Annotated in this window: 46 protein-coding genes; all 46 read right to left on the bottom strand. The window is 66.1% G+C overall.

Translation table 11 applies throughout. The annotated features are described in order from the left end of the window. Positions 1-32: 32 nt before the first annotated feature. Complete coding sequence (locus tag LTT66_RS18265; RefSeq protein WP_233059871.1) at positions 33-740, bottom strand: AAA family ATPase; 708 nt, start codon at positions 738-740, stop codon at positions 33-35. Between the two features lie 21 nt (positions 741-761). Next, positions 762-1,265, bottom strand: coding sequence for a hypothetical protein (locus tag LTT66_RS18260; protein WP_233059870.1), 504 nt, complete (start codon positions 1,263-1,265; stop codon positions 762-764). Positions 1,266-1,299: 34 nt separating this feature from the next. Then, positions 1,300-1,599: a hypothetical protein gene (locus tag LTT66_RS18255; protein ID WP_233059869.1), complete on the bottom strand. Its 300-nt coding sequence runs from the start codon at positions 1,597-1,599 to the stop codon at positions 1,300-1,302. Then, complete coding sequence (locus tag LTT66_RS18250) at positions 1,538-2,107, bottom strand: hypothetical protein (protein ID WP_233059868.1); 570 nt, start codon at positions 2,105-2,107, stop codon at positions 1,538-1,540. Before LTT66_RS18250 ends, LTT66_RS18255 begins: the two co-directional genes overlap by 62 nt. 293 nt (positions 2,108-2,400) lie before the next feature. Then, complete coding sequence (locus LTT66_RS18245; RefSeq protein WP_233059867.1) at positions 2,401-2,640, bottom strand: hypothetical protein; 240 nt, start codon at positions 2,638-2,640, stop codon at positions 2,401-2,403. Beyond that, positions 2,637-3,002: a hypothetical protein gene (locus tag LTT66_RS18240; RefSeq protein ID WP_233059866.1), complete on the bottom strand. Its 366-nt coding sequence runs from the start codon at positions 3,000-3,002 to the stop codon at positions 2,637-2,639. Before LTT66_RS18240 ends, LTT66_RS18245 begins: the two co-directional genes overlap by 4 nt. After that, the gene (locus LTT66_RS18235) at positions 2,995-3,246 is read right to left on the bottom strand and encodes a hypothetical protein (RefSeq protein ID WP_233059865.1); all 252 of its coding nucleotides are present in this window, start codon (positions 3,244-3,246) and stop codon (positions 2,995-2,997) included. Before LTT66_RS18235 ends, LTT66_RS18240 begins: the two co-directional genes overlap by 8 nt. Then, positions 3,243-3,638: a hypothetical protein gene (locus LTT66_RS18230; protein WP_233059864.1), complete on the bottom strand. Its 396-nt coding sequence runs from the start codon at positions 3,636-3,638 to the stop codon at positions 3,243-3,245. Before LTT66_RS18230 ends, LTT66_RS18235 begins: the two co-directional genes overlap by 4 nt. Then, on the bottom strand, positions 3,635-3,838 hold the full coding sequence (locus LTT66_RS18225; RefSeq protein ID WP_233059863.1) for a hypothetical protein: 204 nt from the start codon (positions 3,836-3,838) through the stop codon (positions 3,635-3,637). Before LTT66_RS18225 ends, LTT66_RS18230 begins: the two co-directional genes overlap by 4 nt. An 88-nt stretch (positions 3,839-3,926) precedes the next feature. Then, a complete protein-coding gene (locus LTT66_RS18220) occupies positions 3,927-4,202 on the bottom strand; it encodes a hypothetical protein (RefSeq protein WP_233059862.1) in 276 nt (91 codons plus the stop codon). 614 nt (positions 4,203-4,816) lie between these two features. Continuing rightward, positions 4,817-5,692 (bottom strand): hypothetical protein, encoded by an 876-nt coding sequence (locus tag LTT66_RS18215; protein WP_233059861.1) that lies wholly within the window; start codon positions 5,690-5,692, stop codon positions 4,817-4,819. A 355-nt stretch (positions 5,693-6,047) separates the two neighbouring features. Continuing rightward, the gene (locus LTT66_RS18210; protein WP_233059860.1) at positions 6,048-6,521 is read right to left on the bottom strand and encodes a hypothetical protein; all 474 of its coding nucleotides are present in this window, start codon (positions 6,519-6,521) and stop codon (positions 6,048-6,050) included. Beyond that, entirely contained in the window at positions 6,518-6,733 is a 216-nt protein-coding gene (locus LTT66_RS18205; RefSeq protein ID WP_233059859.1) for a hypothetical protein, read from the bottom strand. The genes LTT66_RS18210 and LTT66_RS18205 overlap by 4 nt, the downstream gene beginning before the upstream one ends. A 158-nt stretch (positions 6,734-6,891) precedes the next feature. Continuing rightward, positions 6,892-7,098 carry a hypothetical protein gene (locus LTT66_RS18200; protein WP_233059858.1) on the bottom strand — a complete coding sequence of 69 codons (207 nt, stop codon included), beginning with the start codon at positions 7,096-7,098 and terminating at the stop codon, positions 6,892-6,894. Further along, positions 7,095-7,586 carry a DUF6221 family protein gene (locus LTT66_RS18195; RefSeq protein WP_233059857.1) on the bottom strand — a complete coding sequence of 164 codons (492 nt, stop codon included), beginning with the start codon at positions 7,584-7,586 and terminating at the stop codon, positions 7,095-7,097. Before LTT66_RS18195 ends, LTT66_RS18200 begins: the two co-directional genes overlap by 4 nt. Continuing rightward, positions 7,583-8,119, bottom strand: coding sequence for a DUF7459 domain-containing protein (locus LTT66_RS18190; RefSeq protein ID WP_233059856.1), 537 nt, complete (start codon positions 8,117-8,119; stop codon positions 7,583-7,585). The genes LTT66_RS18195 and LTT66_RS18190 overlap by 4 nt, the downstream gene beginning before the upstream one ends. Beyond that, positions 8,116-8,382, bottom strand: a complete 267-nt coding sequence (locus LTT66_RS18185) for a hypothetical protein (protein ID WP_233059855.1) — start codon at positions 8,380-8,382, stop codon at positions 8,116-8,118. The genes LTT66_RS18190 and LTT66_RS18185 overlap by 4 nt, the downstream gene beginning before the upstream one ends. Before the next feature lie 96 nt (positions 8,383-8,478). Beyond that, entirely contained in the window at positions 8,479-8,733 is a 255-nt protein-coding gene (locus LTT66_RS18180) for a hypothetical protein (RefSeq protein ID WP_233059854.1), read from the bottom strand. Next, on the bottom strand, positions 8,730-9,104 hold the full coding sequence (locus LTT66_RS18175) for a hypothetical protein (protein ID WP_233059853.1): 375 nt from the start codon (positions 9,102-9,104) through the stop codon (positions 8,730-8,732). Before LTT66_RS18175 ends, LTT66_RS18180 begins: the two co-directional genes overlap by 4 nt. Then, a complete protein-coding gene (locus LTT66_RS18170) occupies positions 9,101-9,286 on the bottom strand; it encodes a hypothetical protein (protein WP_233059852.1) in 186 nt (61 codons plus the stop codon). The genes LTT66_RS18175 and LTT66_RS18170 overlap by 4 nt, the downstream gene beginning before the upstream one ends. Beyond that, on the bottom strand, positions 9,283-9,450 hold the full coding sequence (locus LTT66_RS18165) for a hypothetical protein (protein WP_233059851.1): 168 nt from the start codon (positions 9,448-9,450) through the stop codon (positions 9,283-9,285). The genes LTT66_RS18170 and LTT66_RS18165 overlap by 4 nt, the downstream gene beginning before the upstream one ends. Further along, a complete protein-coding gene (locus tag LTT66_RS18160; protein WP_233059850.1) occupies positions 9,443-9,631 on the bottom strand; it encodes a hypothetical protein in 189 nt (62 codons plus the stop codon). Before LTT66_RS18160 ends, LTT66_RS18165 begins: the two co-directional genes overlap by 8 nt. Positions 9,632-9,857: 226 nt before the next feature. Continuing rightward, complete coding sequence (locus LTT66_RS18155; RefSeq protein ID WP_233059849.1) at positions 9,858-10,226, bottom strand: hypothetical protein; 369 nt, start codon at positions 10,224-10,226, stop codon at positions 9,858-9,860. Further along, positions 10,223-10,693, bottom strand: a complete 471-nt coding sequence (locus tag LTT66_RS18150; RefSeq protein ID WP_233059848.1) for a hypothetical protein — start codon at positions 10,691-10,693, stop codon at positions 10,223-10,225. The genes LTT66_RS18155 and LTT66_RS18150 overlap by 4 nt, the downstream gene beginning before the upstream one ends. Beyond that, positions 10,690-10,863: a hypothetical protein gene (locus tag LTT66_RS18145; RefSeq protein WP_233059847.1), complete on the bottom strand. Its 174-nt coding sequence runs from the start codon at positions 10,861-10,863 to the stop codon at positions 10,690-10,692. The genes LTT66_RS18150 and LTT66_RS18145 overlap by 4 nt, the downstream gene beginning before the upstream one ends. Further along, positions 10,860-11,468 (bottom strand): hypothetical protein, encoded by a 609-nt coding sequence (locus tag LTT66_RS18140; RefSeq protein WP_233059846.1) that lies wholly within the window; start codon positions 11,466-11,468, stop codon positions 10,860-10,862. Before LTT66_RS18140 ends, LTT66_RS18145 begins: the two co-directional genes overlap by 4 nt. 86 nt (positions 11,469-11,554) lie before the next feature. Continuing rightward, positions 11,555-11,866, bottom strand: a complete 312-nt coding sequence (locus LTT66_RS18135; RefSeq protein WP_233059845.1) for a glutaredoxin family protein — start codon at positions 11,864-11,866, stop codon at positions 11,555-11,557. Next, the gene (locus tag LTT66_RS18130) at positions 11,863-12,186 is read right to left on the bottom strand and encodes a hypothetical protein (RefSeq protein ID WP_233059844.1); all 324 of its coding nucleotides are present in this window, start codon (positions 12,184-12,186) and stop codon (positions 11,863-11,865) included. The genes LTT66_RS18135 and LTT66_RS18130 overlap by 4 nt, the downstream gene beginning before the upstream one ends. Before the next feature lie 165 nt (positions 12,187-12,351). Then, complete coding sequence (locus LTT66_RS18125; RefSeq protein ID WP_233059843.1) at positions 12,352-12,858, bottom strand: hypothetical protein; 507 nt, start codon at positions 12,856-12,858, stop codon at positions 12,352-12,354. Further along, positions 12,855-13,844, bottom strand: coding sequence for a hypothetical protein (locus LTT66_RS18120; protein WP_233059842.1), 990 nt, complete (start codon positions 13,842-13,844; stop codon positions 12,855-12,857). Before LTT66_RS18120 ends, LTT66_RS18125 begins: the two co-directional genes overlap by 4 nt. After that, the gene (locus tag LTT66_RS18115; RefSeq protein ID WP_233059841.1) at positions 13,834-14,580 is read right to left on the bottom strand and encodes an HNH endonuclease; all 747 of its coding nucleotides are present in this window, start codon (positions 14,578-14,580) and stop codon (positions 13,834-13,836) included. Before LTT66_RS18115 ends, LTT66_RS18120 begins: the two co-directional genes overlap by 11 nt. Before the next feature lie 84 nt (positions 14,581-14,664). Further along, entirely contained in the window at positions 14,665-15,132 is a 468-nt protein-coding gene (locus LTT66_RS18110; RefSeq protein WP_233059840.1) for an SLOG family protein, read from the bottom strand. Beyond that, positions 15,129-15,371 (bottom strand): hypothetical protein, encoded by a 243-nt coding sequence (locus LTT66_RS18105; RefSeq protein ID WP_233059839.1) that lies wholly within the window; start codon positions 15,369-15,371, stop codon positions 15,129-15,131. Before LTT66_RS18105 ends, LTT66_RS18110 begins: the two co-directional genes overlap by 4 nt. Beyond that, positions 15,368-15,802 (bottom strand): hypothetical protein, encoded by a 435-nt coding sequence (locus tag LTT66_RS18100; protein ID WP_233059838.1) that lies wholly within the window; start codon positions 15,800-15,802, stop codon positions 15,368-15,370. Before LTT66_RS18100 ends, LTT66_RS18105 begins: the two co-directional genes overlap by 4 nt. A 242-nt stretch (positions 15,803-16,044) precedes the next feature. Next, positions 16,045-16,230, bottom strand: coding sequence for a hypothetical protein (locus LTT66_RS18095; protein ID WP_233059837.1), 186 nt, complete (start codon positions 16,228-16,230; stop codon positions 16,045-16,047). Then, the gene (locus LTT66_RS18090; protein ID WP_233069315.1) at positions 16,227-17,072 is read right to left on the bottom strand and encodes a hypothetical protein; all 846 of its coding nucleotides are present in this window, start codon (positions 17,070-17,072) and stop codon (positions 16,227-16,229) included. Before LTT66_RS18090 ends, LTT66_RS18095 begins: the two co-directional genes overlap by 4 nt. Before the next feature lie 53 nt (positions 17,073-17,125). Next, positions 17,126-17,623 (bottom strand): hypothetical protein, encoded by a 498-nt coding sequence (locus tag LTT66_RS18085; RefSeq protein WP_233059836.1) that lies wholly within the window; start codon positions 17,621-17,623, stop codon positions 17,126-17,128. Continuing rightward, the gene (locus tag LTT66_RS18080) at positions 17,620-18,048 is read right to left on the bottom strand and encodes an HNH endonuclease (RefSeq protein WP_233059835.1); all 429 of its coding nucleotides are present in this window, start codon (positions 18,046-18,048) and stop codon (positions 17,620-17,622) included. The genes LTT66_RS18085 and LTT66_RS18080 overlap by 4 nt, the downstream gene beginning before the upstream one ends. Then, on the bottom strand, positions 18,045-18,584 hold the full coding sequence (locus LTT66_RS18075; protein WP_233059834.1) for a hypothetical protein: 540 nt from the start codon (positions 18,582-18,584) through the stop codon (positions 18,045-18,047). Before LTT66_RS18075 ends, LTT66_RS18080 begins: the two co-directional genes overlap by 4 nt. Beyond that, entirely contained in the window at positions 18,581-18,955 is a 375-nt protein-coding gene (locus LTT66_RS18070) for a hypothetical protein (protein ID WP_233059833.1), read from the bottom strand. Before LTT66_RS18070 ends, LTT66_RS18075 begins: the two co-directional genes overlap by 4 nt. Then, entirely contained in the window at positions 18,952-19,845 is an 894-nt protein-coding gene (locus LTT66_RS18065) for an ATP-binding protein (protein ID WP_233068935.1), read from the bottom strand. The genes LTT66_RS18070 and LTT66_RS18065 overlap by 4 nt, the downstream gene beginning before the upstream one ends. After that, complete coding sequence (locus LTT66_RS18060) at positions 19,842-20,768, bottom strand: hypothetical protein (RefSeq protein WP_233068933.1); 927 nt, start codon at positions 20,766-20,768, stop codon at positions 19,842-19,844. The genes LTT66_RS18065 and LTT66_RS18060 overlap by 4 nt, the downstream gene beginning before the upstream one ends. Then, entirely contained in the window at positions 20,765-20,998 is a 234-nt protein-coding gene (locus tag LTT66_RS18055) for a hypothetical protein (RefSeq protein WP_233068930.1), read from the bottom strand. The genes LTT66_RS18060 and LTT66_RS18055 overlap by 4 nt, the downstream gene beginning before the upstream one ends. After that, positions 20,995-21,246: a hypothetical protein gene (locus LTT66_RS18050; protein ID WP_233068929.1), complete on the bottom strand. Its 252-nt coding sequence runs from the start codon at positions 21,244-21,246 to the stop codon at positions 20,995-20,997. The genes LTT66_RS18055 and LTT66_RS18050 overlap by 4 nt, the downstream gene beginning before the upstream one ends. Then, a complete protein-coding gene (locus LTT66_RS18045; RefSeq protein ID WP_233068927.1) occupies positions 21,243-21,734 on the bottom strand; it encodes a WhiB family transcriptional regulator in 492 nt (163 codons plus the stop codon). The genes LTT66_RS18050 and LTT66_RS18045 overlap by 4 nt, the downstream gene beginning before the upstream one ends. Continuing rightward, positions 21,731-22,090 (bottom strand): hypothetical protein, encoded by a 360-nt coding sequence (locus tag LTT66_RS18040; protein ID WP_233068925.1) that lies wholly within the window; start codon positions 22,088-22,090, stop codon positions 21,731-21,733. The genes LTT66_RS18045 and LTT66_RS18040 overlap by 4 nt, the downstream gene beginning before the upstream one ends. Between the last annotated feature and the right edge of the window lie 91 nt (positions 22,091-22,181).

Raw genomic sequence — 22,181 nt, 5'->3', positions numbered from 1 at the left:
GCCGTAAGATTTACGGTCCGATCGGGGTCGGTCTACCAGTCCCGTGAGCGGGGTGGTGGACCGGAAGATTTACGGGCGGCGGCTGAAGATCTTCCACCTGCTCCGCGGTTACAGGATACGTGCTCGGGACCGCGGTAGCGAGTGCGGTCGTTGTCGTCGTGTCCGAGGTCCCATGGTTCGCGTGGCTTGATCGGCAATTGACAGCGCCAGCATGTGGCCTTGCCTGCCTCCACTGTGGGGCGCAGGGCTTCACGCTGCTTGCGGTGTTCCCATCCATACCCACGCTCGGCGGTGGTCCTCTTCGCCTTGACCCGTGCCGCTGTGGACCTGGGTCGTGGGGTTGAGGCTTGACCGTCGTACCACTTCTTGATGGCCTGCTGCATCCACCATGGTCGTTCCCTCTTGGCTCGCTCCATCACGATGTCGCGGCCTGGGTCGATCGTGACGACCTGGGCGCCAGCGAGGCGGTAGCGGTCGAGCAGGGATTCGGAGGGGGTGGAGTGGATTAGGTAGACGTCGCACTCGTGGGCGAGGGTGATGGCCTTGTCGATCGCGGCTTGTCTCGCTGCTTTGGTGACAGCCTTGACGGTCTTGGGGTGGTCGTGGCTGTCGGGGTTCGAGTCGGGGTTGAGGGCCAAGGCCAGGCGGTCGTAGTCGATGACCACATCGTTGGGTTTGGCTTGCTCCCTGCACCATGTGCTCTTACCTGCTGCTGGTGGGCCGATCACCACGTACAGCACGGGCAACCTCCACCGGAAGATCTACGACACCGGCCGCCATTCGGACTCGTGGCGCTCGTATAGACGCTCGATGGCGCCGGTGCCACGCGCGACCATCCGAGCGTCCTCCTCATCATGGACGAACACCACGTGGCCGTCCGCGCGGCGAACCCGGTAGCGGCAAGTAGCGTTCCATTCACCCTGTCCGCTCTCGAGCCAGGACAGGTGCGCGATGATCGCGGCCACATCGGCCGCTTCCCATATGACGTACCGAAGAGTGTCGTCGTACAGCCCCTCGCGGTCTGTCTCGAGACCGATGGGGTACGAGGTACCCTTCTCGTCCATCTCATGCTGGCGCGCGAACAAATCCCCTGAGCCAGACGATGCCGGGCTACCGAGGTTCTTGAGGTAGAAGTCGTTCGTGCCCTCGTTGTCGCCGACGAAGATGTCGGTCGGCCCATCCGGCCACCCACGGCCTGGAGAGTATTCGGCGTACAGCGTGCCGGGCGGCATGGCCTTCAGCTCGGCCTGGCTGACAATCCTCATGGCAATGATCCTGCCGGACAGCGCAGCTGTGCGGTCATGAGTAGATCACCTCAGCGCTGGGCGAAGCGGCGACGAGTTCCGCCACACCGGGATGGACCAGTGAGACCGGTGCGTCCACGTACAGCACGTCCGCTGCTACGGGGCGGTATGAGTGCCCATCAGCGGCGAAGAAACGGATCCAGCCACCATCCCGGTGCTCTATCGCCGCAGCGCCATCGTGGGCACCGTAGGTGATGCCGGGGGTGTCGTAGCCCTCAAGGTAGCGGGTGATCTCATCCATGGCCTGGGTGAGGTAGGCGCTGGTGGGGCCGAATACTGCGATGCGCTTGCCCATCAGCATCTCCCACGCCAGGCCGGCGGCGACGATGCGGTTCACGCGGTCGGGCCCTGTCGAGCGTCAGGGGAACCTTCAGCCAGTGCTCACAGGGCGGCTCGGGCGAGGTGGACCGCACGATCGCGAGGTGGCAGCCACGTTCGGCTGATTCACAGGCGTCCCGGACGTATCGGTACGCGGTCGTCTCTCCACCCGTCGGCAGGTTCCACTCCGCCACGGCGTCGCAGCCGCAGCGCAGTTCGGCGGTACCGAGCGTTTGGACCACCCGGTCCACGACAACCCGGTCCTGCCGATGGATGGTGCTACTCGCGCACCGCATGGACAAGTACATCTTGCCGCCGAACTCTGCGATCAATGCGCCGGGTCGCATCAGCGCCTTGTCCGCTTCGTCCTGCTCGTATTTCGCTTGTTCGTGTGCGCTCAGCAGGAACCGCTCTGCGGCGGCGACTTCCTGCTGTGCCCGTGCCAGCATGCGCTCGGCGTAGGCGATTCGGTCGTTGACGTCCATGGTTCGCAGGCCTCTTCGTCAGCGATGGGGGTTATGCCGAGCCGGTGCTCACAACGCCCCACAGGAGGCGGGGCAGGAGGAAGTCGTTGTAGCTGATGACGGTCCACAGCAGGGGAAGCAGGGCGGCCATGTGGTTCTCCTAGGCAGAATCGGGGCGAAACGGACGGAACAAACCGGCTGATTGAATGCGATCAGCACGAATGCGGCAACATCAGCCGATGTGGATGCGTGACACCCTGATCAGGAACTGCACGAAGCGCATGGTCACGGTGTCGATGAAGGCGCCCAAGCGGTCACGCATCGCCGTTCTCCTGCTCCACGTGCTTGCTCGACAACCACGACAACGCCGCCACCAGCGCGGCCCAATGGGACGCGATGACGGCGTAGATCGACAGGTAGGCGATGTAGGAGATGGATTCCTTCCACCACAGGACCGTTGGAGGAACCTGGGCTACGAAGACCAGCAGCAGGATCCCGTTCATCCAGATCTGCGTCTTCGGCGAGGTGATCGCCTTCACCGCGGGGTGCATCATGCCACCTGCGGCTTCTCCGCACTTTCCTCGGCGTTCCGCGGGATCACCTCGACGTCTCTGGCGTAGAACGTCAGGGTCACGCTGGTGAGTTCATCGGGCACGTCGAGGTTGCTGACGGTGGGCCCATTCTCGTTGATCAACCAGGGGAACTCCTCGCCGTCGACGATCAGCTTCTTCTCCGCCTGGTCTACTTCAACGTCACGCGGGAAGAAGGTCAGTGTCACGGAGGCCAGCTTGGACGAGGGTGGGAGGTTGTTGAGGGTCACTCCGTCTTCGTTGATCAGCCACGGGAACTCCCGGCCATCAATGAGCAGCTTGCGCCGCTTCGGGTCCATGGTCACCAGGTTGGCGAGATCAGGCATCGGTTCCGTCCTCCGGCTTCTCGGGTGGCCCACTCAGCGTCCACATCGACCCGTCGCCGCCTTCCAACGTGACGGTGCGGGGCCGGCTGCCGCAACAGCCGGTGATCTCCCCGGTCCGCTTGTCCCGGAACACGGTGGTGTGGCTGTTGGGTAGATGGATGGCCTCGAACTCCACCTGAGGCGGTGGGAGTGGGTAGAGGCGGTCGGCCCAGCGGCGGAAACGGCGGGCCAGCCAGTACTTCACCGTCGCCCCTCGGCGCCCATCCAGCGAAGTTCCTCCACAGCCCGGCCCGCCATGTCCGGGTCTGGGTTGGTGAACGCCTCGCGGATGAGCTTGTCGCGCTTCTGGTCGTCCATGAAACGCATTTGAGAGAGCAGGACGTCCTCGAAGTGCTCAGCGAGTCCTGTGTAGCCCTCTGCGGGCTCGATGGGGTCCGCAAAGAACTCGCGGTAACCCAGAGGTCGGCGGAGCCACCACGGCGTCAGTGGCGGGTCTAGAGCGTCGGCCCAGCGGGACAGGTGGATCGCCCTGAGTGCCCCGCCTGTGCGGCGCTTGGCTCGGCGTCTCAGCGAGGACAGGCGGTCTCGAAGGCTCGGCACGGGCTCGACGTCGTCCTCTTCGTCCCAGTCGCTCACAGCGTCTCCTGGATACGGTGACGGGCAGCGCGCCCCCGGATCGCCGTCGCGCAAGCCCTATGCTGCGCCGACAGGTTGGCTGCCAGCGGGCCGTCACACAGGCCAGCCAGCTTCTCCAGGTACTCGGCTATAGCGTCGCATTCCAGCGCGGCCACTTCATGCTCCCGTGGCGTCAGCTCGGGCAGGCTCACCACGACCACACGCCGATCGGCGCCACGTACACGGCCTCCAGCGTCCGCAGGGGGGCGGGATGGAGCAGGAGACGGATAAGGGAGTACAGGTCCACGATCAAGCCTCCACAGCGTCGTAGGTGGCCTCGAAGATGTCCGGTTTCACCGGGTAGAACTCGCCCTTCACGCCCCGCACGATCCAGTCGCCCGGCTGCGCGGTCATGACGCCCTCGAGGGTGTCGATCTCGATCAGGATCGGTCCGGCGCCCGTGTGGCGCCCGCCAGGGTAGGTGACCCGACCACCGCACCAGCGCGCCACATCGTCGGGGGTGGTCTTGTTGTCGAGGCGAATCGCCTCCACCTCGACCGGCTTCTTGCGGAAGCGCAGCGGCATCAGGACTCCCGGGCGAAGTGGTCGTAGGCCAGCTGGATGTCCTCGGCCAGCGGAGCGAGGATCGCTTCGATAATGGCGTTCAGATCCACAGGGGCTCCTTGTCGGTGGGCGGGTCTACACTGAAGATCCCCCTGGGCGGGCAACCGAGTTGGCGAGTGGTGCACCGCGGACCAGCTAGCGAATCCTGAACTACCCCAGCGGCGCGTCTGATCAACGCGGCATGCGAGGGCAAGCTGAGAAGCGCGGCCCAGGGGTGCAAACTTCGACGGACCCTCGGGGACGTTGCCCGCCTGGAGCCCTCCTCGTGAGGGCTTCAGTGCTATCCGGGGCGATTCAAGGTTCGACCCCAGGGCTACCCGTTACGGCACCATCCATCGCGGCCGAGCCGCGTGCTCTCACAACACTTGAGCTACTGGGGAGAGGGGCCGCAGCGCGTGGCCCTGGTGCGGCTGCGGTGCACCAGGGAGCAGCGAGGACGTCGACCCTCTACGCGCTGCGGGGATTGTGGGGCCGAATGGCCGATGGTTAACTGTGCCGCGCGGTCAATACACGCGCTGACGCGCTTAGCGTAACAGATGCGTGGATACATGCAGGTCGCTGGTCAATAGCGTGTTTCACGCCGCCGCATGACGCAGCTCGAACTGGACGTGCGCGTCGATCACTTCCCCGACCTGGTACATCTTCTCGCCGTTCACGTTGCGCGGCATGATCGCCTTGATCCGCTCGTAGTAGGTGATCCGCTTGCGGGTGATCGGGGAGTCCACGATCCACGGCAGTAGCCGGGACAGCTCGGCGGCGGTGCCGAGGATGCCACGCACCTGCTCTCGCAGCATGTCTCGCCGCTCCTCCACCATGTGGGTTGTGCCGCACATCGGGCAGCGGGCTTCGGCGTGGCCGATGGTCACGTAAATGTCGGCCTCGCAGTAGATGCCGGACAACTCCTCACGGCAGGGTCCGATGTACATGCGACCCGGCGGCCGGTCGATCGCCCTGTGCGCCGCAGCAACGGCTGCGGAGATCTCCTCGAAGCACTCCCCCGCGGACTCGGACCCGGAGATCGCTGTGACGTAGTGAGCGAGCCAGGCGGCGATACCGGATGTGCTGTCGATGAAGTCGGGCTGCACGTGGTGCTCGAAGCGTTCGCCGCGGCGCAGAGGTCCCATGAAGCCCGGCGGGAGCGGTGGGAGATAGCCGAGGGGGAGGTAGGTGATGCCGCGTGTCTCGCACAAGTCCCGCGCCCACGTGGACAAGGTGTTGTGCAGAACCCATGCGGTGTCACCGGCGGCGGGCTGGAACGGGAGGGGTTGCTCTGGGGTGCCGCCGATTCGATCTCCAGGGGACGTGACACGGGCTTGCCGGGCGAGGGTGAGGTCCAACTCTGAGGCGAGCCACTTCACTGAATCCAGGCGGGACTTCAGCGTCTTCGTGCATTCCCAGCAGAGAAACATCTCCGTCGCCCGCGAACAGGCCACACACTCCCGGTTGCCCATGTGTAGCAGTCTATCGATCATGTCGGCGAAACTCGAGTCGCGGAATCGGCAGGTCAGGGGTGATGTAGCTCGCCCAGAACGCAACTAAGCCCACCTCGGGAAAGGTGGGCTTAGGGGTTGCGCCGGTTGTCGCCGACGCGATGGCACGTACCGGGGGCGGGGTCCACGATAGCTGTTGGTGCCGACAAACTCGAGCCCTCGGAAAGCACCAAGGCCACCCCGCTAGAAGGAGTGGCCTCAGGTAGACAAACCAGCGGACGCGGTGCTGATTGCATTGTCGGGGTACACGGTAGCGGATTACAGCGACGAACTCGAGTCGCCGAATCGACCGGTCACGGACACAACTACGGGCGCTTCACAGACTCACCCTCGGTTTTGCGAAGGCGCGCATTCCCTTGCGGGTGAGCCTGTACCCGCCAGGCGAGTCCTCCGCCCAGCCGCGCGCCTCCATGCGCCACAGCAAAGCCACCGCCGCGCCGACGTTCACGCCGGACTCGCGGGCCAGTGTTGAAGCTGGCCGGGCGGAATCGGTCGACATGGCGGCGGCGAGCTGCCGAGCGCGGCCCACCGTCTCCTCGTAGCGCTCCGGGTATCCCAGGCAGAACAATCCCACCACCGGATATGCGACGAGCACGACGACGACGGGAACGAGACTGAGCGCGGGACGCCCCTCGGATATCCCGGCCGCTGCGGTTGCGGCGATCACGAGTGCGAACAGGGCCGCGCCGGTGCGCCCGAAATACCATCCTCCGGTCCTCATGCACCGCCAGAAGAATCGGGCCAGGATGCTGGCTACGTCCCATAGGCGGCGGGTCAGGCTGTCGCTCACGGCTTCTCCTCCCCGATGATCTCCCGCAGCCCGGACTCGACGTCCAGAACCTCACCCAGCGACTCGAGCGTATGCGCCCACTTGGCCAGCAAGTATGAGTCGGGGTCCAGAATATGGAAGTTGCCGCACTGGCAAGCCCATGCTTCGCCGCCGCGCCGCCGAGCCTCCTTGAGCGCGAGCCCGCGGATGGACTCGGCAGGCAGTTCGGGCATCGGGCACGGCGTCTCCGGCCTGGATCGGAGTTGCTTGCGCCGCTTCTCCGCTGCCGTCTTGTGACTACGGCCGCAGTACAGGGTTGTCGCGGTCGGGTACTGGACGCGGAACTGGCCACCACACCATTCGCATTCGCGCAGCGTTCTGCGGCGGCCTCTCACGGGGTCTCCGTCTCGTCGGTGTCCTCGTCCCAATCCACACCACCGAAGCGGAGATCCAGCCACCCCACGAATTCGCCGCCGTCGAGCACCGACAGGTTCCCCACCTGATTCTTGACCAGGATCGCGTCCGGGTACCGCGCGGTGACCGCATCTGCCATCTCGTGGAGCTGCTGGGGTGTCACACCGACCTCATCGAGGCTCACGTCGGTTCTCCTGTCTCGGTGGGCTCGGGATAGATGGAGGCCAGGATCGACAGCGCTTTCTCATACGCCCCGAACTCCGCGAGGTCGACGCGAGCCTGCTGAACCAGATCTGGAGGCAGTGGGGCCGCGCCTGGGATGGCGTCCAGCTTCGCCTGGCTCTGGTCCAGTTTCGCCATCGCCTCGTCGCGGTAGGCGATCAGCGTCCGTATCGCCTCCACCCGATCCAACGTCGCTTTGGGGTCCTGGCGGGCGATGTGCCGTTTCTGGTCATTGGCGGCGCCACGAAGGATGTTCAAGTCCAAGCGGTTTTGGACTTGCCCGACCGTCCGCCCGTACTCCTCGAATTCGGAATACCTCCACCGTGCCCCGATCTGTGGATCTCGCCAACCAATAGGCAAGGGCAATTCGGCATCGATGGCTACCCGTGCGAGTTGTTCGTCTCGGTCGAGCCCGGCACGCAGGCGGGACAACGGGGTATCAGAGGTCACGCGGAAACCTCGTCACGGATGGGGATGCTGTCGCCACGATGGTCGTGCCCGCAATCCCAGCTGATTCCCTCCGGGGTGAAGACCGTGCCGTCGTTCCGGCACCGGTCGCACTGGTAGGTGAAGTCCCACCGGATCGGAACCTCCCGCTGCTGAGACAAGTCAGGCACGTACACGCCGTGCGGGTTGTCGCAGTTCGGATCGTTGATGTCGCCGCTGCACTCCGGGTTGGTGCACGCCGCTGCGTTCGGTGCGCTCAACACAGTGATCGTCTTGCGCTCGCGGGAGGCCATGCGTTCCCCGCAGGCGACGCACTGCCCGCTGGCGTTGTCGATGCGCCGGTGCTGGCAACCGCGCGGGTCGGGGAGTTCGGCACCGCAGTCGGCGCAGCTGAACTCTTCGCCGTTGGAGATGGTCATGGTCCGGTGTTCGCACGGCACCACTTGGCGGTACGCCTCCTCGGCGGCGGCCAGTTGCGCCTTCGCCTCGGCGAGACGTGCCTCGGCTTCCTCGCGGGCTTCGGTGTCGTCGCTCATGCCTGCGATCCTTCCTCGGCGGGTGCCCACTCGGGGCGGAAGTCAGGATGGAACTGCCAGATGCGCGCCAACCGGACCAGGACACGATGCTTTTCGGCGCGGGCCGCGTCTGCTTCCGAGGCGTTGAACCGGCCGAACGGATCGCACCAGCCGTTGACGACCGCTCGGACCGCCTCCACCGCAGAGTCGGGCAGCGCCTTATCGGCGTCGCACTGTGCGAGCAAGAACTCCTTGAGCGCGTCCACCTCGGTAGGATTGCTCATTGGCTGAATCTCTCTTCTCGTCGTGCAGATTCGGTCAGTGGCCGGGGTGTGTCAGAGCCCCCGGCCACGCTCAATTTTACCAGGTCACACGGCATTTCACCGCCTGCCGTCGTCGTCCCACAGTCCCGCGTTCAGCACGTCCAGGATCTGCTGGCACACGATGTCCCGCAACGCCGTGAACGACTCCTCCGGCCCCCAACTCTCGGCCTTGTCCGCCCAATGCTCGGCGATCTTCAGGATCTCCCCCACAATCTCCGCTCGAGCACCCTCCAGGGTCTCATCGCATGGCCGTTGGTCGTCGATCTCCTCGTCGGCTTTGATGCGGGCGCGGATGCTGTCGTAGACGGTCACGCTGCCTCCTCGGGTCGGTGCCCTGAGATCAGGGCGATCAGGTCTCGCACGGTCATGTGCACCCACTGCTCCATCGGGTCACCCACACCGTGTCGTTTGGCGATCACTACTCCGCACAGGGCGTCGTCGTTCCCCGCCTCGAGGTGGGCCTCCCGCGTCCAGCCGGGAAGGTCAGTGCGGGCGCAGTTCTTCACTTCGATCACTAGGCGCTGGCCGTGGATTCGGACGCCTGCGATGTCACCACGGTCCTTGCCGCCGTTGCGGGCCCGGCGCTCGATGCGGTCGTCGTCCAGGGCGGTAGCGAGGGCACGGGCGATGGCGGTCTCGAACTTCGTGCCCGCCTGCTTCGCGCTCGCGCGGGACCGGGTCACTCGGTCACCTCCGTCGGCAGCAGTCCCGCCCGGGCGAGGGCATCCACCAGGGCGGCCGGATCGACATACCCATCCACCATCAGCTCCGCTGTCTCGCACTCATCACAGCACCGGTAGGTGACGGGCTTCAGGTGTTCGACCACCACGGCTACCGCCTGGGCGCGGATCTCAGCGGCGGTCATCGCAGCACTCCCTCGAAGCTCGCGCCACGCGCAGCCTTCCACCCGGCCTCGAACGCCTTGCGCGCCTCGGTGAGCGCGTTCCGGCTGACCCCGTACTCCTTGCGGTAGTCCGACCATTCGCATGCGATGAGGTCAGCTTCGGTCATCTCGGAGTCTTCACGCATCGCGGGTCTCCTTCGGTGTGGCCCAGGTGATCGGTCCCTCCCACCGGTGCTGGCCCTTGTGCCCAGCGTCTCGTTCGCACGGCAGGGTCAGGGCGTGGTCGATGTAGGGGTGGTCGTCCGGGAGGGGGACCGTCAAGGTGGCGCGGCAGCGGGGAGGCTTGGGCTGGGTCACTCGTCCCACGTCCTTTCCATGCCCGGGAAAAGCGTCCTGTCGCGATGGCATCGGGAGCAGTCATAGCGGGCGTTGGGGTCGTAGTAGGTTTCGCCGTCCTCGCCCTCAACGATCCAGTCGTGAGGCAGACGCTTCCGGCAGCCGAAGCACCACTTATCACCAGCTGGTTTGCGGCTGAATACCTTCCATGAGGAGGGGCGGCAGATTGTCAGATTCTCGTGGTGGACGCATTCACTCACGGCTGTGCCTCCTTCGGCCCGTGGTCGCCGTCGTGGTCGGCCAGCTTCTTGCAGCGCAGGTAGGTGCCGCAACACTCGCACCTGTATTGGGTCCCGCAGTCGCCGTACAACTTCCCGTACTCGTCGATCGCGGTCAGGTCGTGGGAGTGATGCTGTTTGGCGAACGACACCAACTCCCACGGGAACTCGATCTCCCACCGCACGTGGTAGGCGAGGATCTCCCGGGCCGGTTCCAGCTTCTCGGCGCAGTCGGCGAGTAGCTGCATGTGCGGGATCAACTGCTGGATACGGTCACCGCCGTGGTTCCATTCGAAGTTGCACGTGACGTCACAGGTTCGGCACAGCAGGTTCCATTCGTTGCTCACGGCTGCACCTCCCGCAGCTCAAACATCCGATAGGTGACGGTCGGACCGGCCTCGGGGTCGTTGTACCGCAGCATGTTCACCGCATCTCGGGCATCGCCCTCATCCCGGATGATCTGCCGGAACCCTTCGGGCAGGTCCATGCCGACAGGCTCGTCGATAGCGACGACGTACCCCGACACGGGCCCGATGCAGGACAGGACTCCTCGGGCATCGTCCCGCTCACGCTCCAGCTTCGCGATACGGTCGGCCTGCTGGTTGATCGTGGCGGCGAAATCCTCGTACCCGAGTGGGAGGCGCTGCGCGGGTGCCAGTTGGACAGCGGCAGCACGAAGCATCTGCCGCAGCACGTCTCGCTCATGCTCCACCTCGGCGACCTGGGCAGCGAGCGCCTCGAGCGCGACCAACTGCCCGGGCCGCGCGCTGATGGCCGCTTGAGCGCGGATCTGATCCGCAAGGCTGTCAGTCATCGGGTCTCTCCGGTCTCGGGCAGCGCGTGGCGGGCACAGCGCCATGGGTTCTTCGAGTAGTAGGCGAGGACCTCGGCCTCTTCGCGGCGGTTGCTGGCGATGAGAAAGGCGTCCTCGGTGCAGCCGATGCGTGCGCAGCGGTAGTGGACCCGGTACTCACGTCGACTCACTGGCCGTCTCCGTTCTCGGTGGGGACGTACAGGACGGTGACGCCAGCGCCCCGGGTGTCGGCCAGCAGCTCGGCGCTGGTCTGCGCCCGCATCCCGGTCGGCTTGAGCCACGCCGGGAGTTCGCCGAATTCAGCGGGGCACGCCTGATGCGCGACCCCATAGGCGAGAACCACGCTCCCCCACGGCAGCGCGTCCATCTCGGCGGGGTCGGTGATCACCTGGGCAGGCTGCCCGTTGACGGCTGCCACGATGCGTTCCGCCCACTCGTCCGCCCAGATCGGCAGCTCGGGGGTGAGGCCGTCGAGGTTGCCGTCGCCGTGGTCGACCCACAGTGCGCGGTCGATGATGCGGAGGGTTTCGCGCCCGGAGCGGGCGTCGTCGTGGAATGTGCCGATCGACCGATCCGTCTCGCTCGGCGCGTACTCGGCCAGTTCCCACCAGTCGGTGCCGGTGAGCGCGAACTCCCACACGCTGCCGTCTGGGGCGGTGTGGCGTTCACCGCGGCGAGGGAGGGCGGGAAACCCGAAGTGGTCGACGGCGAATCCGCGGTCCATGGTGCGGTACCACCCGGCGGGGTGTTGCGAGTGCGGGACGGGACCGCCCATGCGGCCGCCTGGCTGCCCCGTGGAGGGCTCAACGGGAGGTGTGCGGTGTCCGTGGACGGGTCGGGACGCTCCAGGCGGAATCTGGGTCATGCCGCATCCCCGTCCGCCAGGAACTCCTCGGCCGCCGGCTCCAGCCCCGCCACATCCGGCGCCGCAGCGTGGATCTCCGCCAACTGCTTGATCTTCTCGTGCCGGTAACCAGACCAGTGCATGTCCCCGACCGTCACCACCGGCAACTCCTGATACCCGAGGACGGCCACGGCGTCGTAGGCGGCCTCGTCGGTGGTGACGTCGCGGTAGGTGTAGGGCAGGCCGAGACGCTTGAGGTGGGCGGTGGTGGTGTGGCACCGGGAGCAGGCCGGGCGTCCGTAGACGGTGATCTGGGGTGGGGTGGTCACTGGTTGTCTCCTTCGATGGCTTGCTGGGAGGTGGTCCGATCAGCGCATTTCCCACCACTGGCGATTGCGTTCCCGACAGTGGGGACACCTTCCCGGGTCAGGAGAAGGCGCATCGTGTCGTTCAAAACGGCGTTCACCCGCTTCACCCACTCGTCGGTCCGGTCGTGATGCGCCGCATGAAGATCCGCGTCGGCGACGTACGCGCCACACCTCGGGCAGGCAGTCGGATCGGGATGCGGGTTCCCGGGCTCCAGATCGGCCGTAGACGGACCGGGAGGGCTTTGCGGTACCCGGATGATCCGCAAGGGCTTCGTGCTCATCTCGTTTCGCTCTCCGCGCGGTTGCACTCCGCGTCGTGAATCCGGGTCCAGCACGGCGTACCGCGGTGCAGACCATTGATCGGGTTGATGCAGTAGGCGCCGGGCTCGGCATCGCACCAGTGGCACTTGAGGTCGATGCAGTCGGCGTACGCCTCAGGGATCGGGCTAGGCATCGGAGATCGCCTCATCCACCGGGCGAGCGAACTTCGTCATGTCGATCACCCGCGGTGCGGTCAACTGCTGCCGCTGCGCCAACCTCTGCCGGAACTCAGCGTCCTGGGCGTCGGTCAACCGGAAGTGCGGTTCACGCCCCAACGCCACCCGTCGAGCGAACCTGTGCGCGTCCGGGGGTGAGACACCCATGTCCTGGAGGATGTAATTCGCTTCCTCCATCAGCTCACGGCGTTCCTCCGGCAGCGCTTTCAGCTGCTCGAAGTAGGCGGCGCGGGCATGGCGCACGATCGAAGCCGGGAGAGGCCGGAAGCCTTCCTCCGCCAGGCGGTAGGCGCGGGCCACGCCGGCGAGCAGATCCTCACGCGCCAGCCCCGAGTCGGAGAACACCTCCGCCCAGGCGAGGACGGTGGACTCGCCGCCAGCCGGGAACCACGGGTCGTTCGCCGCACACTTGGCCAGAACCATGGCCGCCGTGTGCTTGTCGTCGTCGGTGATCATCGGGTGATCTCCTTCGGCTCATCCGAGTGGCTCGTGAGGCGAGCGCCCATTTCGAGGTAGCCCTGGACTTTCTGATCCGCCCGCGAAATGCCATTTGTGTTGGCGTGGAAATGGCCGTCGAGGAATTGGCCGACGACCTGCCGAGTGATCGGTTTGCCCATCTTGTAAATCGAGACGATTGCGTTCTCGACCGTGTCCGGGTCGGCGCCGCGTTCGTGAATGGCCCACTTCACGATCTGGCGAGTGGCCATGAAGTTGAGCGCCTTGCCGACTCGCTCGTAGGCGCGCTCGGCCACGACCTGCTCGACGGCCTTCGGCTTGGCCGCGTCCGGCTTGGCCGGCGCAGCTTTTTCGCGCCTTGCTTCCTTAGCTTGAGAACTTGAGGAACTACCTACGGGAGATTCCCCCCTCCCCCTCCCCCTCCCCGCAGGGTTCGGGGAAGGGTTTCGAAACCCTTCCGTTTCGGGGAAGGGTTCGGGAAGGGTTTCAAAAGGGGTGACCAGGCCCTCCAGAACCCTGGCGTGAGCCTTCTGGAAGTCGTCAGCAGCAGTCTCCGAGGGGTCGAGTTCGGCGGCCCTCGCGGTGGCGTCATCCCGCCCGATCCGTCGCAACTCGATCGCCATAGCCGACCGCAGATATTCGCTCTCGATGGCCGCTGCACAACGCAATGCGTTCTTCACAATGTTCGGCTGCTTCAACACGCCGTCATTCCGAATGTAGGACCGTACGAACACCTCCTCGGAGTCCTCGTCGAAATAGGCGAAGTTGGCGCGAGCCAATTCCCCCAACGCGATCCGGACATCTTCCTCGCTGGTGCTGTCGCAGCCCTTCGCGAACTTCCCGATCTGTAGCGGCAGCATGCCGGCGTTGTTGATCGTCGGCTGGGACAGCAGCAACAGGTACATCCGCTGCGCCCCGACGCTCAGCGCCCGGAAGTCCGGGTCGCGCCAGATCCGGGACAGCACTCGACCGTGCTCACGCGCCATCCGTTGCCTCCTCGATCAGCGGCTCTGGGCCGCTCTCCTGCTTGGTGATGTACTGGGCGATCTCGGCGATGCCGATGAGCGCACCCTGGGCGAGTCCAGCGACATGCATGACGCATTCGTCCTTGCCGCATGGTTCGAGGCAGATGCACAAGCGAAGGCGGGTTCCGGTTGTCTCGCGCCACTGCACGGCGATGCTGGCCCAGATGTGCTCGGCCTCGCTGACTTCGTAGTCCTCGTCGTCGCCCTCGGATTCGTCCTGCTCCCATTGGGAGACGATGCGCGCGGCGTGCTCTTGCGCCTGCCGGATGCGGGTCCAGCAGCAGCCGCAGAAGTACCTCCACTTGTTGGTGGCGGTCCGCGTGTTCAGAGCGATCAACATCAACTCTTCGAGGTCGCCGAGTTCCAGGCCGGCCTCCAGGAACGCCATGACCGAATTCATCCAGTCGTGAGGAAGATCCGAGGAGTTCCAGCGGTTGGGCCGGTTGCCCTCCCAGTGGTCGAGCAGGTGGTCGGAGATTTGCTCACGCTCATCTCGCTCGACCGCCCGGCCTTGAGCGACGATCTGCATCGCCTTCGCCCACTGAACTGCCTTGGCGTCTATGTCCGCCACGAGCGGGGCGTCGGGGCTGGTCGAGGTCTTACCTGCGTTGCAGTCCTTGCACGCCGCAGCCAGGTTCGACGGATCATCACTGCCGCCGAGTGCCACGGGGACGACATGGTCCACGGTGAGCGTCACATCCGGCGCCGCGCCACCGCAGTACCGGCACGTGTGGTTGTCCCGCCGCAGGACTTCGAACCGAACTCTTTTGCTGACGGCCATCTACCGCACCTCCCCGATCTCGAACAGCCCCGGCTCATCCCAGGCCGCCCGAGGCGCATCCGTCAGCGCCACGACCTCCACCCGCAAACCGGCGATCCGCGCCCGGTCCACGCAATCCCACGTGCCCCGAGACAGCGACCGGGCGCCCGGCAGAGGGAACGCAAGGACGAGGTCGGCGCCGAGAGCGACCATCTCCGCGTTGCGCCGCATCCCGGCCGCCTTACCGAACAGTCGCCACTCGGCCGGATACACCTCCTCCACCGCGCGGTAGCCGGGGTCGCAGATCGGCAGCGAGAACCAGGTGTGGGCGAAGTAGTCGGCGCCGGTGGGGCAGCCGCCGTGCACGACAGTGACCGTGCCACCGTCGGGGAGGTTCTCCGCGATGGCCATGGCGATGGACTCCCACACGGCGTTCTCGTCGGGCCAATGACGGGAGCCGGTGATGAGGAGCCGGAAGGTGTCGGTCATACCGCCTCCTCGACGTCGAGGTGCCCGGCGCAGGTCCGGACGATCAGCTCGCACTGCCACCGCGACAATGCCTCCCGCTCCTCACGGGCTTTACGCAGCGCCTCCATCGACCTCTGCCAGTACAGCTCGACGTTCTTGCCGTCCGGGGAATCCGTCCGCCACCGGCCGAGAGGACCGGTGAACCGGTAGTCGATCCACTTCTCGTAGGACTCACGGCAGGAGTCACACAACCGGCTCATGACGCACCTCCTTCCGGATGTCTTGCCGAGTCCGGGGGCATCGGCGAGCAGTTCGCGCGCCGGCGGATGTGCACCGACAGGCTGGCCCGCTTCCCACCGGGGGTCCAGACACGCTTGTCCCGCCACCGCTTCCGCGGGGTCTCCCCCTCCATCCACAACTCATCGAACCGGTTGCGGGCGTGGCGGACTCGCGTGCAGAACGTGTGGTACCGCAAACCCAGCGCAGCGGCCGCTTCCGCGTAGTCCTCGTACGCGGCGAGGGCTTGCAGCGCCTCCTGGTAGTCGGGTTTCAGTCGGGGCCAGATCTGCGCCAGCGCGACCCGCTCCACCACCGGCTCATCGACTGCGCCGATCGACCGGCGCGTCCAGTAGGCGTGGAACTTCGGCAGGTCGGTGCGGCCCGCGTAGTCGTCACCCCGGAAACGGGGCACGCCATGCTCTTCCGCATCGCGGCGGGTCCACCGGTCCGCTGCCGACCAGGCCGCGTGAGTCAGATCCCTAGGTTCTGGGGGCGTGTCGCTGGTGTACAGCAGTTCGACCGCTGCATGCCAGCCAGTCGCGTACCGCTCGTCACGGTCGACGGCCTGATACCACGGGTTGCGGAGGATGCCCCGACGCACAAGGACATCGAGGTCGTGAAGTGTGTATCCGTGACGCACTTGGTCGTGGTTCATCACGCACGTCCATTCCGGTGGTTGATGCGAATGCCCGGATCGGCCCAGCCGAATAGCATCAATCGACTGAGGCAATCTGCCTCCATTCCGTGACGAATGCACTGGCCGATCCCGTTGTCCATGGCATGCATCACGCCGTCGGCGTCAGCGATTACGTCAAAGTCGGCATATCTGCGCTCGGTCATGCTGCCCCTCCTTCGATCGGGTGGACGGCCGCACCGGAACGGCACCCGTACGGCGAGCAGCCGTCGGGGTCGCCGTACTCGGCGAGCTCGTCGAAGATGTCGATCTGCCGGTCGGCCCATTCGTGGGCCGTTACACGGTCGATCGGAGCGATATCGAGCGGCACCCTGGATCGGTGTAGAAATGCCTCTCCGTCGAGTTGTCCGGCGCTAGCACGCGCACCGCCCTTGCGGATCTGGCGGTCGAAATCCACGGCATCGGCCCATTCGTCGGGGCGCTGGTCGCGCATCTCTCGCCACTGTCGGTTGCCGTGGAACGGGCAGCCGATGCACGCTGATTTCGCGGTGCCACCCCACCCGGCCGCGCGTAGCCAGCGCTCGCAGTCCTTGCGGGACATGCCCAGCTCGAGCAGCGGGTACCGCTTGCGCGTGTACAGGTTCTCGTCGCGGTCGCTGACACGGTGGATCTCGTCCGTCGAGAATCCGATCCATTGCACTGCGACCCGGCCTCGTGGGACGGACCGGAAGTCCGGCGCCTTCGCTCCCAGCAGTTCCCGCACTTTGCGGTTGATCGGCCCGAGCTTGTATTCGCTGGTGCACTGCCTGCGGCCCATGCCATCGCTGCCATCGGCGTTGCGGGTGAAGTACGGCACCGACACAAACCGCGCATCGGGGTCCAGGGTGTCGGAGCGCAGGTTTCCTTTGCTCACCCGATAGAGGGGGATACCGGCACGCTCGAACTCAACGGCCAACCGGTCGAGCTGCCGGTAGACATGGGCCGGTTCCCATCCGGTGTCGGCGAAGATCGCGCCGTCGACATGGCCGAGCTCGCCTCGGCAGGCCATGAGCGCGATAGTGGCGGACTGGATGCCAGCGCCGCAACTGATCAATTCGAGCTTCACGCTGCCCCTCCTTCGATCGGGGAGACGGAACCGAACAGCGCGTACTGCTCCGACGTGGGGATGGCGATCGACTTCCCACGCCTCCGCGCAGGACGCCCCTCGATCGCAGCGAGCGTGACCCGATCCAACGCAGGCAGATCTCGCGTGTACTCCGGATAGGTCTGCCAATAGGTGAGTGCCTTCGCCCGCAACCCGGCGGGCTGGGCTTCCGCCCACGCCTCCAGCCGGGTATAGGAGACGGTCGCCACGAGCAGCAGGGCACCGGACCGCCACCGCCGAGGACGCCCGTCCGGCCTCCACTGCTCCGGGATCCACTCACGCCATTGGCCGCGGATCGCGGTGGACCCGAATTCGTAGGTGAACCCTGCCCCACCGCCGGATCCGTGGCCGCCGCGCAGGTGCTCGATCCCGCCGGCGGGGTTGGCGAGGACCTGGCCTAGGTAGTGGTGGACGTTGCGTAGCAGGTCGCGTTCGCTGTCGGTCCAGGAGCTCACGACTCACCCCCGATCGGCTCGACACGGCCGTCATCGGACAGCAGCACGACGCCATGCAGGCGAGACCGGATCTCCTTGCGTGCCGGGTTCGCTCGACGTGGGACCAGCCAGCCGTCCTTGAGCGCGGCCGTGCGCTGCGACTCGATCCAGTCGTGGCAGGGACGGCAGAGCGCGACGATGTTGCTCGGCAGATTGATGCGCGGGTCGCGAGTTCCACCGGCGCCGCGCGGCTTCCGGTGATGCGGGTCGCCGCCGTGGATGCCCGTGAGCGGTTGGGCGCAGCGCTCGCACCGGCCCTTGCAGCGGGCGCGCACGAGATCCAGCACATCCTCGCGGGGGCGCGTGTCGCGGCGCTGCTTCGGGCGCGGTCCCGACTTCGGCCACGACTGCCGGACCACGTCCTGGAAACGGGGATTCACACTCATGCGCCACGCTCCGAGGTGACCCACACGGCGTTGTCCGTCAGCAGGTGCCGCATCTTCTCCGGGATCTCGCCCTGCGTCATCACGTCGTTGGAGAAGTGCACGACATCTTCGGGCTCGTCGAGCCAACGCCACCGGAAGGTGCGTCCACCGAATCCCTTGAAGGGGCTGGTGGATTTCTGGTCGATGCACCGAGGAATGTAGTGATGCCCATCGATGCGCAGCACGTTGCGCGGGCCCGCCAGGCGCTTCGGCACGCCGCCGACGACCATCTGCTGGTGAGTGGTCAACACATCACGGGGGGCACGGTCGCCGCTCTGCATCCATGTCCACCACTCCCAGTCCATGCGGTCGAACGCGAACAGCGTCGACAGCAGCTCCCGTCGAGCCTCGAGGGCGGTGTCGTAGCCAACAGAACCAGAGCCACCGCCGGGAGAAATGTGGTACGCGTACCATTTGCCGTCGAGTGCCTGATACACACCGGTGTGGTCGATGGTGTGGCCAAAGCGCTCGCGCTCCATGTCCTCGAAATAGATCACGCCCCATACACCCCGCTTCCAGCGATCGAGATGTCCGACCGAACAGCGGCCCCCGTCGAGCGACCTACCTCGATGCGGGTGGTGAGCGTCTTCACGGCCCGCGCGAGACCGCGCACTTCCATCTCGGCGAGTTCGGCGGCGAAGCGCAGATCATGGGTCTCGACGACTGCCTTGTGCTTGCGCAGGTCCACGCTTCCCTCCGCACGGATGAACGCCTCGGAGTTGGCGAGGGTGTGCGCGGCCCGCTTGCGGGTGGCTTCCTCGTCCTTCTCGTTGAGAGCGTTTGTCACCTCGTCGAGACGGCGGGACAGCTTCATCAGGCCGAGCACCACGTCGTTCGGCGTCTGCGGCACCCTGGGTTCGTCGGTCATGACCCGGCCTCCGGGTTGCGCATCTTCACCTGCGAGGCGCGCTTGCGGATGAAGTCACCCAGCACCGTGGGGAACCCGCCATCGTCCAGCATCGGGGCGCCGTCGAGCTGATGGCCCGAGACTTCCTCGAACAACTTCCTCAGATCGTCGACCGAGTCGAGCTCAAGAGCCCGCTCCCGGTACTCCATCACCGCGGGCACCTCGGCGCCGTCGGCGAGGAACTCAGCCACCTTCACCGCCAGCTCCACACCCGGCTTGCTGTAGGCGGCGCCGATGTCCACACCCTCGATACGGGACTTGGACACCGTCAGCGTGTTGGACAGGTCCAGGTCGCCGACGAGGTCGAACTCGTGCTCGATCCCGTCACGCTGGATCGGCTTCAACCCCACCCGACGAGGTTCCTGCTTGCCGCGGTCGTTCGTTTCCAGCACGTACTCGGTCTTCACCCGCAGGGTGGCGATCACATGCCCGGGGAAGGCGAGGATGGCGTCGACCATCTTCTTCTCCTCCGGGCCGACGACCTTCCAGCCGGAGGCGAACTTGTTCGCACCGGAGCGGCGGTCGACCTGCTCCAACATGCCGTCCGTGCCTGCCCAGTAATGCGACAGGGAGTCGATGACCACGACATCGAAACGGCCGGCCGCCTTGCCGAGATGCTCCACCAGCGACAGCGGAGCGAACGACACAGGCTTGATGGTCTGGAACCGCCACCCGTTGCGACCCACGTACTTCGACGCGGACCCGCGTTCGGTGTCGATGACGGCTACCTTCTCGCCCAGCCCGAACGCCAGCATCAGCGCCGTGTAGGTCTTTCCGGCGCCTGCGGGGCCAGTGAGGGCGATTCGGGCCTTCGCGGCTTCCTTTGTTGCTTCCTCGAATTCGAGGCTCATACCAGCACCTCCAAAGGGCGCGGCTCCGCGCCCTTGCGCTTGAACGCGTTCCTCAAGTCCTCGATGTCACGGGCGATTCGGGCGGCCCGCACGCCCAGCTCCAGGTCGAGTTCGTAGAACCGGACCTTCGGCTCGCGCAGCATGATCGGGAAATGCACCAGCAGCCCGGTGGACGTGTCCAGGTCAGGGTGGATCGGCCGCCGCTCCCCCGTCTCCTGGTCGTAGACCACGGCGGTGGCCAGGCCGGCGATCTGCGTCGTCACCGACATCGGGTAGCGCACATCCCACTTGCCGGTCTTCAAATCTGACACAAGGACCCGGCCGTCCGGCAGCTGCAACAGGTAGTCCAGCGATCCCGCGCGGCGCAGCTCGTCGTTGACGACGAACAGTTCCTGCCGCAGGAACCGGATCGGCGCCACCGCGGCCTTGTATTCCGCCAGCAGCGGTTTCAGGTGGTCTTGGACCAGCCGCGGTTCCTGCCCGCGGTTCACCAGCTCGCCGAGCTTGTGGAACTCCGACCCAGCGGACGCGGCGACATGCTGCCCGGCCGTGGTGCGCGCCTGCTCGACAGCGGCCTTGAGGCGGTCCTTCCCGGAGTGCGCGACCCCGCCTTCGTCGGCGTTCCAGGGGTCACCGTCGTACTCGTTGATCAGCGTGACGATCTCCGAGCGCGCCGCCGGATCGAGCATCACCCCGACCGCTGCCTGCGCCGCAGCCCAATCGACAAGCCCCTCCTTGGTGTCCAGGCTTTTCGCGACCGCCGACATCCGCGAGTAGGGCACGGCGTCGGTGGAATACCACCAGCGCTTCGGCTTACCGCGGCGGTCCTTACCTTCACGCCACTCCCCGGTCAGCGGGCCAGCGCCGGGCGGCATCACCCACGGCTGATCCAGGTAGTTGCGCTTGATCTTGTAGTCGGTCAAAGGGTTCCCCTCGATCGGGCCGCCATCGCCTTGAGGCGGTCGGCCAACTGGTCGATGTCGTCGGCGGAGTAGTCGGCGCCGAACACGCCGTAGCGGTCTCGGGTGTCGTGGTCGATCTCGTTGCCGATCAGGCGGATACGGCCAGACGGGTCCAGCTCGAACACGGCCTCGCTGAAACCGTTGTCCGGCAGCGCGTACCGCCACTCGGCGAAGTCGTGGATGTAGGTCATGCCGACCTCCGGACATGTCCTCGGGCGACCGCTTCAGCACGGCCAGTGAGCGCGGAGGCGGGACCGTCGATGTCGACCCACACGGCCAGGCACATCAACAACTGCGCCATCCGCTGCGGATCCCGCACACACCGATCCACGAGTTCGGTGAACGTGGCAGCGGGCTCGACATCACGCACCTGCTCGCACAAGGCGATGGCGCCGTCGGCGAGCTTGTCGTAGTCGACATACGGGCCGTAGCGCTTCATGACGCCGCCTCGATCTGCACCGAGAACACCTTCTCGGCGTCCTCCTTGCGCACGGTCTGGCGCGGCTTACCGCGGCGCCCGTACAGCAGGCCGCTCACAACCCCAGCCGTCAGGCCGGTGATGGCGATCAGTTCGTCGTAGCGCATCACTTCGGCCAGCGCCTTCATGTGCTCGCTCGCCGGTCCGGCCGGGATGCGCTCGCAAGAACTGCGGGAACGCACGGTCTGGCGCGGCTTCGGCGCCTGGACGACGGTGCCGTTGAGCCAGTCCTTCAGCGCGTCCCGCTCCTTCTTCTCGCCGCACCGGAAGCCCGCGACGATCGCCCACCGCTCGTCACGCTTGACCGCGTCCTCCGCGCACTGGCGGCGAACCGGGCAGGCATGGCAGATCTCCACCGCGGTCTTGGACTGGTTGCTGCGCTCCGGGAACCAGAGTTCGGAGGAGTGCGCACGGCAGGACGCCTTCTTCCTCCATTCGTTGTCGGTCACTGCGCCTCCTTGAGCACGGCGCGGCGGTGCTGGGCGTAGTGGCGAACACAGAGGCCGAGACCGCCGTAGCGGACGTCACCGGGCTGCGCCGACTTGCGCGGCACCATGCGCACCCCGCACTTCCGGCAGTTGCCCGGGTTGTGCATCAGGCTGGACGGGTTGTGCTTCGGCCGCTGCTGCTGCTTCACGAAGTGCTCACGCAGGCCGAGCATGTCCAGGAACGTCCCCAGCTCCTCGGCGTTCTCGGCGTAGTGGGCTGCGGTGAGCCGCGCTTTCGCCATCTCCTCCGGGTTGTTGGGCTTCAGCTCCCCGACGCCGCCGCGGAAGTTCACGATCAACTGATTGGTGTCGGTCACGGATTGCTCCTCTTCGGCCGCCTGTCGCACTTCATGCACAGGTAGCGCTGACGCAGGCCGATCAGTCGGCCCACAGTCGTCGTTCCGGGTG

The sequence above is a fragment of the Nocardia gipuzkoensis genome, from assembly GCF_021183645.1.
GTDB lineage: Bacteria > Actinomycetota > Actinomycetes > Mycobacteriales > Mycobacteriaceae > Nocardia > Nocardia abscessus.
The sequence above is the reverse complement of the archived record's forward strand: the minus strand, read 5'-3'. Positions and strand labels throughout refer to the sequence as shown.

What these genes read in the sequence shown, in the direction of transcription:
- LTT66_RS18070 (WP_233059833.1), bottom strand. Translation starts at nt 18,955, where the DNA reads ATGACCGACGAACCCAGGGTGCCGCAGACGCCGAACGACGTGGTGCTC.
- LTT66_RS18185 (WP_233059855.1), bottom strand. Translation starts at nt 8,382, where the DNA reads ATGAGCAATCCTACCGAGGTGGACGCGCTCAAGGAGTTCTTGCTCGCA.
- LTT66_RS18205 (WP_233059859.1), bottom strand. Translation starts at nt 6,733, where the DNA reads ATGCCCGAACTGCCTGCCGAGTCCATCCGCGGGCTCGCGCTCAAGGAG.
- LTT66_RS18090 (WP_233069315.1), bottom strand. Translation starts at nt 17,072, where the DNA reads ATGGCCTGCCGAGGCGAGCTCGGCCATGTCGACGGCGCGATCTTCGCC.
- LTT66_RS18055 (WP_233068930.1), bottom strand. Translation starts at nt 20,998, where the DNA reads ATGACCTACATCCACGACTTCGCCGAGTGGCGGTACGCGCTGCCGGAC.
- LTT66_RS18220 (WP_233059862.1), bottom strand. Translation starts at nt 4,202, where the DNA reads ATGCCGCTGCGCTTCCGCAAGAAGCCGGTCGAGGTGGAGGCGATTCGC.
- LTT66_RS18105 (WP_233059839.1), bottom strand. Translation starts at nt 15,371, where the DNA reads ATGAGCCGGTTGTGTGACTCCTGCCGTGAGTCCTACGAGAAGTGGATC.
- LTT66_RS18190 (WP_233059856.1), bottom strand. Translation starts at nt 8,119, where the DNA reads ATGAGCGACGACACCGAAGCCCGCGAGGAAGCCGAGGCACGTCTCGCC.
- LTT66_RS18065 (WP_233068935.1), bottom strand. Translation starts at nt 19,845, where the DNA reads ATGAGCCTCGAATTCGAGGAAGCAACAAAGGAAGCCGCGAAGGCCCGA.
- LTT66_RS18170 (WP_233059852.1), bottom strand. Translation starts at nt 9,286, where the DNA reads ATGACCGCCGCTGAGATCCGCGCCCAGGCGGTAGCCGTGGTGGTCGAA.
- LTT66_RS18255 (WP_233059869.1), bottom strand. Translation starts at nt 1,599, where the DNA reads ATGGGCAAGCGCATCGCAGTATTCGGCCCCACCAGCGCCTACCTCACC.
- LTT66_RS18130 (WP_233059844.1), bottom strand. Translation starts at nt 12,186, where the DNA reads ATGAGCACGAAGCCCTTGCGGATCATCCGGGTACCGCAAAGCCCTCCC.
- LTT66_RS18125 (WP_233059843.1), bottom strand. Translation starts at nt 12,858, where the DNA reads ATGATCACCGACGACGACAAGCACACGGCGGCCATGGTTCTGGCCAAG.
- LTT66_RS18260 (WP_233059870.1), bottom strand. Translation starts at nt 1,265, where the DNA reads ATGAGGATTGTCAGCCAGGCCGAGCTGAAGGCCATGCCGCCCGGCACG.
- LTT66_RS18095 (WP_233059837.1), bottom strand. Translation starts at nt 16,230, where the DNA reads ATGACCGAGCGCAGATATGCCGACTTTGACGTAATCGCTGACGCCGAC.
- LTT66_RS18215 (WP_233059861.1), bottom strand. Translation starts at nt 5,692, where the DNA reads ATGGGCAACCGGGAGTGTGTGGCCTGTTCGCGGGCGACGGAGATGTTT.
- LTT66_RS18240 (WP_233059866.1), bottom strand. Translation starts at nt 3,002, where the DNA reads ATGCCTGATCTCGCCAACCTGGTGACCATGGACCCGAAGCGGCGCAAG.
- LTT66_RS18245 (WP_233059867.1), bottom strand. Translation starts at nt 2,640, where the DNA reads ATGATGCACCCCGCGGTGAAGGCGATCACCTCGCCGAAGACGCAGATC.
- LTT66_RS18250 (WP_233059868.1), bottom strand. Translation starts at nt 2,107, where the DNA reads ATGGACGTCAACGACCGAATCGCCTACGCCGAGCGCATGCTGGCACGG.
- LTT66_RS18165 (WP_233059851.1), bottom strand. Translation starts at nt 9,450, where the DNA reads ATGCGTGAAGACTCCGAGATGACCGAAGCTGACCTCATCGCATGCGAA.
- LTT66_RS18150 (WP_233059848.1), bottom strand. Translation starts at nt 10,693, where the DNA reads ATGACTGACAGCCTTGCGGATCAGATCCGCGCTCAAGCGGCCATCAGC.
- LTT66_RS18080 (WP_233059835.1), bottom strand. Translation starts at nt 18,048, where the DNA reads ATGAGTGTGAATCCCCGTTTCCAGGACGTGGTCCGGCAGTCGTGGCCG.
- LTT66_RS18050 (WP_233068929.1), bottom strand. Translation starts at nt 21,246, where the DNA reads ATGAAGCGCTACGGCCCGTATGTCGACTACGACAAGCTCGCCGACGGC.
- LTT66_RS18110 (WP_233059840.1), bottom strand. Translation starts at nt 15,132, where the DNA reads ATGACCGACACCTTCCGGCTCCTCATCACCGGCTCCCGTCATTGGCCC.
- LTT66_RS18140 (WP_233059846.1), bottom strand. Translation starts at nt 11,468, where the DNA reads ATGGGCGGTCCCGTCCCGCACTCGCAACACCCCGCCGGGTGGTACCGC.
- LTT66_RS18120 (WP_233059842.1), bottom strand. Translation starts at nt 13,844, where the DNA reads ATGGCGCGTGAGCACGGTCGAGTGCTGTCCCGGATCTGGCGCGACCCG.